Origin of the sequence: Helicobacter monodelphidis (assembly GCF_003288845.1) — a bacterium.
Lineage (GTDB): Bacteria > Campylobacterota > Campylobacteria > Campylobacterales > Helicobacteraceae > NHYN01.
Genome location: NZ_NHYN01000014.1, coordinates 34,092 through 43,407, shown reverse-complemented (window position 1 = coordinate 43,407; position 9,316 = coordinate 34,092). Strand labels below are relative to the sequence as shown.

Annotated in this window: 10 protein-coding genes; 2 read left to right on the top strand and 8 right to left on the bottom strand. The window is 37.5% G+C overall.

Translation table 11 applies throughout. From position 1 onward, the window contains the following. The 8 genes from CCZ01_RS06870 to CCZ01_RS06835 all read right to left on the bottom strand — a co-directional run. Positions 1-461, bottom strand: a 461-nt coding sequence (locus CCZ01_RS06870; protein WP_146745227.1) for a chemotaxis protein CheW, incomplete at its 3' end; no start/stop codon positions are given. A 23-nt stretch (positions 462-484) separates the two neighbouring features. After that, on the bottom strand, positions 485-976 hold the full coding sequence (locus CCZ01_RS06865; RefSeq protein ID WP_112052484.1) for a chemotaxis protein CheW: 492 nt from the start codon (positions 974-976) through the stop codon (positions 485-487). Further along, a complete protein-coding gene (locus CCZ01_RS06860) occupies positions 973-3,348 on the bottom strand; it encodes a hybrid sensor histidine kinase/response regulator (RefSeq protein ID WP_112052483.1) in 2,376 nt (791 codons plus the stop codon). Before CCZ01_RS06860 ends, CCZ01_RS06865 begins: the two co-directional genes overlap by 4 nt. 17 nt (positions 3,349-3,365) lie before the next feature. Further along, entirely contained in the window at positions 3,366-4,262 is an 897-nt protein-coding gene (locus CCZ01_RS06855; protein WP_181566355.1) for a chemotaxis protein CheV, read from the bottom strand. 45 nt (positions 4,263-4,307) lie between these two features. Next, positions 4,308-5,060, bottom strand: coding sequence for a UDP-2,3-diacylglucosamine diphosphatase (locus tag CCZ01_RS06850; RefSeq protein WP_112052481.1), 753 nt, complete (start codon positions 5,058-5,060; stop codon positions 4,308-4,310). Continuing rightward, positions 5,050-6,066 (bottom strand): N-acetyl-gamma-glutamyl-phosphate reductase, encoded by a 1,017-nt coding sequence (argC, locus tag CCZ01_RS06845; RefSeq protein ID WP_181566354.1) that lies wholly within the window; start codon positions 6,064-6,066, stop codon positions 5,050-5,052. The genes CCZ01_RS06850 and argC overlap by 11 nt, the downstream gene beginning before the upstream one ends. A gap of 13 nt (positions 6,067-6,079) precedes the next feature. After that, positions 6,080-6,427 carry a ribosome silencing factor gene (rsfS, locus tag CCZ01_RS06840; RefSeq protein ID WP_112052480.1) on the bottom strand — a complete coding sequence of 116 codons (348 nt, stop codon included), beginning with the start codon at positions 6,425-6,427 and terminating at the stop codon, positions 6,080-6,082. Between the two features lie 242 nt (positions 6,428-6,669). Further along, complete coding sequence (locus tag CCZ01_RS06835) at positions 6,670-7,338, bottom strand: trimeric intracellular cation channel family protein (RefSeq protein ID WP_112052479.1); 669 nt, start codon at positions 7,336-7,338, stop codon at positions 6,670-6,672. 131 nt (positions 7,339-7,469) lie between these two features. Here CCZ01_RS06835 and CCZ01_RS06830 point away from each other — a divergent pair, with 131 nt between their 5' ends. Then, the gene (locus CCZ01_RS06830; RefSeq protein WP_112052478.1) at positions 7,470-8,111 is read left to right on the top strand and encodes a UPF0323 family lipoprotein; all 642 of its coding nucleotides are present in this window, start codon (positions 7,470-7,472) and stop codon (positions 8,109-8,111) included. A gap of 2 nt (positions 8,112-8,113) precedes the next feature. After that, the gene (locus CCZ01_RS06825) at positions 8,114-9,286 is read left to right on the top strand and encodes a glutathionylspermidine synthase family protein (RefSeq protein ID WP_112052477.1); all 1,173 of its coding nucleotides are present in this window, start codon (positions 8,114-8,116) and stop codon (positions 9,284-9,286) included. The last annotated feature ends 30 nt before the right edge of the window (positions 9,287-9,316 follow it).

Sequence of the window (9,316 nt, the reverse complement as noted above, 5' to 3'; positions counted from 1 at the left end):
TTCAAAATCGTAATAATACGATCATCTTTTTTACCCACGCCATAGATGATATTCTCACCCTCTTGAATCGTCTCTGGCGCTGCATCAATACTACTTTCTCTTAGGCGAATGGCTTCTGTTAAGCTATCAATGACAAAACTAGCCATTTGGTCATTGTGTTGCATAACGATATAGCGCGTATCTGGTCCTTGCTTTTCAGCAGGTAAACCAAATTTCAAACGCAAATTAATGAGTGGTATCACACTTCCACGCAAATTAAACACCCCAAGCACATAATTAGGAGAACCCGGAACACGGGTATGCTCAATAGGTTTAATAATCTCTTTAATACTAAGAATGGGAACAGCAAATTCTTCGCTCCCCACCATAAAACCTACAAGCTGGACGATGCTATCCAACTCTGCAGGGGGTTGCTTACTTTCTTGTTGCCTTTGCATAACCTCTTTTAATTGTTCATTCATATTGTTATCCTTTTATTTTAGAATTAGAATGTTCTCTTCAATAATCCTTCAGCCTTCAAAATCGTAATAATACGATCATCTTTTTTACCCACGCCATAGATGATATTCTCACCCTCTTGAATCGTCTCTGGTGCTGCATCAATACTACTTTCTCTTAGGCGAATGGCTTCTGTTAAGCTATCAATGACAAAACTAGCCATTTGGTCATTGTGTTGCATAACGATATAGCGCGTATCTGGTCCTTGCTTTTCAGCAGGTAAACCAAATTTCAAACGCAAATTAATGAGTGGTATCACACTTCCACGCAAATTAAACACCCCAAGCACATAATTAGGAGAACCCGGAACACGGGTATGCTCAATAGGTTTAATAATCTCTTTAATACTAAGAATGGGAACAGCAAATTCTTCGCTCCCCACCATAAAACCTACAAGCTGGACGATGCTATCCAACTCTGCAGGGGGTTGCTTACTTTCTTGTTGCCTTTGCATAACCTCTTTTAATTGTTCATTCATACACTCTCTACCTCAACATCAAGATTGATGTTTCGTTTAACAACATTCATTAAATATTCAGGAGAGTAAGGTTTAGTGATATATTCCGTCATACCTGCCTCAACACCACGCATTCTATCTGTTTTGCTTGTCCTACTTGTTACAGCAATCAATGGAAGATTCTTGAATTTATTGTATTTTCGAATCTCCGTCGCAAGCGTATATCCGTCCATTTTAGGCATTTCAATATCAATCAAAATTGCATCAAATTGCTTATCACCATTCTTAACAATTTCTAATGCCTGCAATCCATCAACTGCCTCAACAACAGTAATACCCAAAGGCTTCAAAGATTTTTGGATAATTGCCCTATCTACCTTACTATCATCAACAGCTAAAATCACATAATCACTAGGTGAGGTTTTTTGCTTCACGGACTGACTTTCACTTTCCCCTTTTTGACTAACATTCACCTTAATATGCTTTGCCATCTGCATCATCGCTGCTACATCAACAATCAATGTAACCTTACCATCACCACGTACAGTTGCACCTGCAATACCATCTGTCCCACTTAAATAATAGCCCAATGATTTAATTACAATCTCTTCTTGCCCAACCAAGAAATCGACAATCACACCAATCTTATTCTCTGCAAGTCCAATAACAACAACATAAGCTTCTTCTGTATTTTGGAACACACTATCCACACCAAAAATATCACCCAAACGCACCAAAGAAAGCACTTCATTACGTAAACGCAAGACACTCTTTCCTTCAACAGAGTAAATCTCATCTTGCCCAACACGAACGGTTTCAAGCACAGATGCAAGGGGGATCGCGTAATACTCCTCCTGCACCCCGACAAGCAAAGCCTGGATAATAGCCAATGTCAAAGGAATTTTAAGCTTCAATACCATACCCTTGCCCCATTCACTATCCACATCAATAATTCCGTTAAGTTTTTCAATGTTTGTCTTCACAACATCCATACCCACACCACGTCCAGATAGGTTACTCACTTGCTTTGCGGTTGAAAAACCTGCTTTAAAGATAATTCCAAAGGCTTCCTTATCTGTCATAGAATCTGCTTCTCTCTCACTAATTACGCCCTTTTCAATACCTTTTTGCTTTAATGCATCCGCATTCAAACCTTTGCCATCATCTGCAACTTCGATAACAATATGATTACCTTCATTGTAAGCTTTAAGTTTAATCGTTCCTGCCTCAGGTTTACCGACTTTTGCACGATCTTGAGGCATTTCCACACCATGGTCGCAAGAATTACGAATAATATGCACCAAAGGGTCACCAATCTCTTCAACAATAGACTTATCTAATTCTGTCTCCTCACCTGAAATTTCTAATTCAATATTCTTGCCCAATTCACGGGAGAGATCACGCACCATGCGAGGAAATTTATTAAACACCTTCCCAACAGGTATCATTCTTGTCTTCATTACAGCAAGCTGCAAATCTGTTGTAACAGTTGAGACTGATGACACAACTTGATTTAGTTCTTCTAAGAATTTTTCCCCTTCATAACGTTCCTCTACATCGTCATAAATCTTAATCAAACGATTCTTTCCTAAAACAAGCTCACCAATTAAGCTCATCAAATGGTCAAGTCGCTTAACATCTACCCTAATTGTTTGTTCCACCGCTGCAGCGGGTGCTTTAGGAGCTGCCCCACCACCTGCCGCTGCTTTGGGGGCTTCCGCTGCTTTGGGGGCTGGTTTAGGGGGTGGTGGAGTTGCTGGAGCCGGTGGTGGAGTTGCTGGAGCTGATTCAACAGGAGCTTGCACAGAAGTATCTCCACCTGAAGCTTTTTTCGCTTCTCGCCTTGCACGATCCTCCTCTTGTCGCTTCTTCAGCAATCTTTCAATTTCTGCCTCCACTTCCTCTGGACTCATATTAGCATAATCTGGCTCTGGCTCTTCCTCAACCGGTGGCGGAGGTGCTTCAACCGGTGCTGGGGCTGCTTCTGCCGCTGGTGCTGCACGTCCATTAGAAATAGCATCTAAACGTTGTACAACATCTTCAATCGCTAAACCTGTGTTTGCATCACTTCCAGAATCACGAATCGCATTCAAAAGAGATTTCATTAAGTCAATAGATTCAAGTACAACATCCATCACATCTGGCGTAAGCTTCAAATCCCCATGTCTTGCTTTATTTAGCACATCTTCCATGTGGTGTGTCAAATGTGTTAAAACATCAAAATTTAAAAAAGAGCTTGAACCTTTAACCGTATGTGCAACACGAAATATTCTATTTAATAACTCTAAATCCTCAGGATTACTTTCAAGCTCCACCAAATCTTGGTCAAGCTGCTCAATCATCTCAAAAGCCTCAATCAAAAAATCTTCTAGTATTTCTTGTAATTCATCCATTATATACCCCTTTTACTCTATTGTTTTCCGCCGACAACGCGTGCAATCTCTTCATAAAACGAATTTGCATCATATTTGACCAAATACGCTTCTCCACCAGCCTCTCTTCCTCTTTCAGCACTAAACTGATCACTAATCGAAGAATTAAAAATAATCGGAATTTTAGCAAACCTTTTATCTTCTTTAACTTTAGTTGCAAAATGAAAGCCGTCCATTTGGGGCATTTCAACATCAGAGATAATCACTTTTAATTCATGATTTAAACGATCACCATACGCCTCATAAAGATTCTCTAATCTTTCAATTCCTGCTTCTCCATCGATGGCTTCTACAACAGTAAAGCCCATATTTTCTAAAGTTTCACGCACAATTTTCCTAGCAATTGCACTATCATCAAGCACTAAAGCTAAACCATCAAATTTTACCCCCTGCCGTTCTGAAGTAACTTCTGGCTTATAGAATCCAAGCTCCTCTACAATACTTTCAAGATCTAAAATCAACAAAACATGATCACCCTCAATGCGCGTTGTCCCTGTGATTTTATTGCGATCAAGATTTCCATAATTAGAACTAAAATGGGCTGGTTCAATATTCTTCCAGCTAACTCGACGAATCCTTTTTGCTTCATGGACAACAAAACCAATAAGTACATTATTAAATTCTGTAATAATCACGCGTGGCTTAATTTTATAATTTGTAGGCACTTCAACGCCCATCCAGTTTGCTAAATTAATTATGGGGATGACGGTCCCTCTTAAATCAAAAACACCTTCGACAAAATCTGGAGCACCGGGTAATTCTGTGAGTTTAGGCAAGCGAATAATCTCATTAACTTTTGCTACATTAATGCCATACACGCCTTCATAGACTTTCCCATCTTCTAATTTCATAATACGAAAATCTACTAACTCCATCTCATTGTTGCCGACCTTTAATCCATCGCTTCTAACTGTTGACACTTATTCTCCTTGTGCGATTGGGCTGTAAATAAAAAACAGACGATTATAGGATTTTACTATAAAACAGTCTTGAATGCAATAAAATACAGGAAGTCCAACATACTTTTTTTCATTTTTTTGCAAAAAACCCCCTTGCATATGGTAATGCCCCTCAAAAATCCATTCAACTTCATAAGAATCATAAAGTTGCATTCTATGCTCAATAAACTCTTTTTGCAAACCATAAAAATAAGAAATTTTCTGTTTTTGTAGTCTTTTTTCCACCTGCTCAAAAATTTTTCCTTTACAACACACATCTAAGCCCCCCAGAAAATTCAGTAAATAAGGATTACGAATACATGTTGCATAGAAATGATAAAAACGATTCACCGCAAAATCACCATGTGCCAAGGCAATTCTTACTCCACCACATTCTGCGATGGCGGGTTGATTTTCACGACGAATCACCACCATATTTGAAAAAATCGGTTGTAAATTGAAATCATGGTTACCTTCTAAATAATACACTCGTCGCTTTTGTGCAATTTTTTTGAGTTGGTTAATTGCATTTTGATGAGGCTTAATACTATATTCAACACCACCAAAAAGCATATCAAAAATATCCCCCATTAAAATCAATGTGAAATCATTTTGAAGACGAATCTCATTTTCAAGAAATGCAAATAATCCAGGTAACGGATTATGAAAACGATTTTGGTGGGCATCCGCAACAAAAATGAGATGATTCCCAATTTCCCCTAGCTTAAGGCACATAGGCAAACATTGGAATTGCTGTTAGCTCCTCAATTCCACACATTAAATTTGCATTCACGATAGCTTGAGAACTAGCACCGCGTAATAAATTATCAATCGCTACATTAATCCATAAATCCTTACCATCTTGCTGAATGTAAATATTACAAAAATGCGTACCTACAACATCTTTAATCCGCACAGGTTCTGTGGCGATACGGATACTCCTTTCGCCCTTATAACAATCCTTTAAAATCGCCAATGTATCAATATTTGCTGATTTTAAATGCACAAATGCTGAAACTAACATTCCACGCGTAAGTGGAGTTAAGTGCGGAACAAATTGCACCTTTAAGTCACATCGCCCAAAACGATTTAACTTTTCTATAATTTCTCCTGAATGGCGGTGTTTCATTGGAGAATAGGCAAACATATTTTCATTAATTGTTGTATAATGTGTATTTTCACTCAAAGTTTTTCCAGCACCACTTACACCACTTTTTGCGTCAATAAAAACTGAAATTTGCGAATCAATATAAGGTGTAAAGGGTAATAAACCAAGCAGTGAAGCTGTAGGGTAACAACCCGGATTAGCAACAATTCTAGCCTTTTTAATTAACCCTCTTTGCCATTCAACAAGCCCATAGATAGCATGTTGGAGATTCTCCACATCAATATGTCTTGTATAAAATCGCTCATAAGATTCTTGACTTAATCTATAATCAGCCGATAAATCAACTACTTGTAAACCTAATTCTAACGCTTCTTTAGCAAATTCCATCGCCTTTTGGTGAGGTAGGGCTAAAAAAATCAATTTGCAACATTGTTTAGCAACTTTAGGGTCTGCTTTATGCACGGGCTGATGGCAAACATTCACCAAAGAAGGGTGAATATGGCTCACATCCTCTGTGCCTTCTTGATTAGCCAGATATGCTATTTCAAAAACAGGGTGAGAAAGAAGAATCTTTAATAATTCCAAGCCCGTATAACCGCTTACCCCTACAATACCAACAGGAATCTTTTGCATATTTTTCCTTTCATTATTCTTTAGTATGGTCACATTTTGAATGGCAAAATTCCAACAAGAATTCTTCAAGATTAAATTTTTTACGATGATTTTCTGTAAAAATATGCACCAAAATATCATTCATATCAACAACAATCCAATCTTGCCCTTCCTCAACACTCAAAAACTCTTCACCTAACGGCTTCAATTCTTGCTTTAAAGTATCTAATAAAGAAAGGGCGTGACGGTCAATTAATGCAGTTGCAATCACAACAAAATCTACAAAATACCCACTATCCCTCAAATCAAAAGATTCAATATTTTCTGCTTTCTTGTCGTCCAAAATACCCACAATACGTTCAACACGTGCTTGTATATCCATTCTCACTCCATTTTTTGGTAACGATTATAGCAAAAAAGTGAATCAATATGAATTAACGCTCACACAGAAAAAGCATAATTGTGAGATAAAAAGAGCTATAACAACAAAAATCAAATTTAAAAAATAATGAATTACCGACTCTCCATTGAATCCTAAAATGCAATGAGAGGGTGGAAAAGCTTGTAGCACTACTTTAATAAGTACTCAATATAAATGCAATTTTACACCCAAAATATCCATCCTTACTTAGTCAAAAATTTTTTATGGTCATCTTCTTGTTTCTCTTCATTAGATTCATCTACATTCTTCGCCTTAAAAGAAAAAACAGGTAAATTCAAATGTCGATAGATTGCATACATACGAAAACCAAATCCAACGATTAAGGAAATAATTGTTACAACAATGAGAGGTAAATTCGTTTTTAATAAAACCACATATAAAGCACCCGTAATAATCGAAATTCCAGCATAAATTTCTTTTTGAAAAACAAGCGGAATACGGTTACATAAAATATCCCTCAAAATTCCTCCAAAAACCCCTGTAATTACAGCTCCTGCAATCGCAATAATTTCCCCGTACTGCATATCAAGTGCAACTTGTGCACCAATAACGCTAAAAGTAACCAACCCTAACGCATCAAGGGTTAAAAAAATACGTTTGGAGTTATCAATAAAGTCAGGAATTTTTGTGGCAATTAAGGCACAAATTGCAATAAGAATAATATATTCAGGATGTTTTACCCAAGTAAGAGGATAATGCCCAAACAAAATATCACGAATCGAGCCACCGCCAATAGCAGTTACTGCCGCAATAAAAATTACACCAAATAAATCCATACGATGACGACCAGCCGCTAACGCACCAGTCATTGCTTCTGCACTAATGGCAATAATATAAAGTGTTGTCAACATATAAAGAAAATTCCTTTAAACCCTATGTCATCTTTTAGACATTGTAGCATATACTTTTTTAAGAAATAAAGAGAAATACAAATAAGGTTTATGCTAAAATACACAATTGAAAAAACAAACAGGAGAAAACCATGAAACTTCAACATAAATTCAAGCATTTACGCAAAATATCAGATTGTGCGATGATTGGAACAATGAGTGCATTTGTGCTTGTAGTGATGAGTGCATGCAGTAGCGAAGCAACCGATGATAAAACAGCTATTGCCCAAGCAGCAAAACAAGGTGCTTTTGTTATTATTGAAGAAAATGCGGATGGAAGCTACAAGATTTTAGAAGAACACCCAAGCGAAACAACAAGAATTCTTCTTAAAAAACCTGATGGCACAGAAAAAATGCTAACACAAGCAGAGATTGATGCTCTCTTGCAAGAAGAATCTAAAAAAATTGATGCAGGGACGAGCCAGCTGACAAACCCTACTGGTGGCGGACTCTCTTTAGGTGAAACGATTCTTGCCTCAGCTGCAGGGGCATTGATTGGAAGTTGGATTGGTAGCAAGCTATTCAACAATAACAATTTTGCAAATCAGCAAAGGGGGGCATATTCTTCCCCACAAGCTTATGAGAGAAGTCAAAATGTTAGGCAAGGTACACAAGCCGCAAGAGGAGCAGGACCTGCTAGTGGGCGGAGTGGTTTTTATAGTCCTGCCAACAACAATTCACCAGCAGCAACATCGACAACGCGTCAAACAAATAATAGCGGATTTGGAGGTTAAGAATGGAAATTACAAAACTTCAGCCCATTTCTAAAGATATTTTAGAAGAGATTGGCTTTGAATGGCATACCGACCCAGATTCTAGCTCCTACATCGCCAATGAGGCAATTGCTTTAAAAGAGGAAGAGGCGGAAAATTATTATGCAGCGGCAAATGAACTTTACGATATGTTTATTGAGGCAGCACAATATGTGATTGATCATAATTTGTTCTTTGAAATTGGAATTCCTTTCAATGCAATTGATATGATTAAAATGAGCTGGGAAGAAGACATTCATTGGCACTTGTATGGACGTTTTGACTTTGCTGGTGGGCTTGATGGAACACCAATTAAGCTTTTAGAATTCAACGCTGATACGCCAACAATGCTTTTTGAAAGCACTATTATTCAATGGGCTTTACTAAAAGCAAATGGAATGGACGAAAGTCTACAATTCAATAATGCTTATGAATCGCTAAGAGAGAATTTTAAGCGACTTATTACACTTGAGGAAAACACATCAGACTTTGAATCTTTGTACGAAGGCTGGAGAATTCTCTTTTCAAGCGTACAAGGGAATATCGAGGAAGAACAAACGGTAAGACTTTTGGAACATATCGCAAAGGAGGCGGGGTTTAATACACAATTTTGCTATGCACATGAAGCCCATTTAAGTCAGGAAGAGGGGCTTTTTTATCAAAATTTGAATTATGAATTTTGGTTTAAGCTTATCCCTTGGGAGAGTATTGCAGTTGATGAACCGGATATGGCTTCTATGATAACTGAAATGATGAGAAACAAAAATACAATTTTTCTAAATCCCGCTTATACACTTCTCTTTCAGTCAAAAAGAATCTTAAAGATTCTTTGGGATTTATTTCCAAATCACCCGTTATTGCTAGAAACTTCCTTTGAACCTCTCCCTAACCAAAAGCAGGTTAAAAAACACGCATTTTCGCGCGAGGGAGAAAATATCCAAATTATCGGAGCAAATGGAGAAATTTTAGCACAAAATGGGGGAAGTTATGGTAACCTTCCAGCGATTTATCAATCTTTCACACCTTTGAATCAATACCAAGACAAGCATTATCAGGCAAATGTTTTTTATGCTTTTGAAGCTTGTGCTTTAGGTTTTAGACAAGGGGGAGAAATTCTTGATAATTATTCTAAATTTGTTTCACATTTTATCAAATAGCACTCAAAATCAGCCATTGTGGGATTGCTA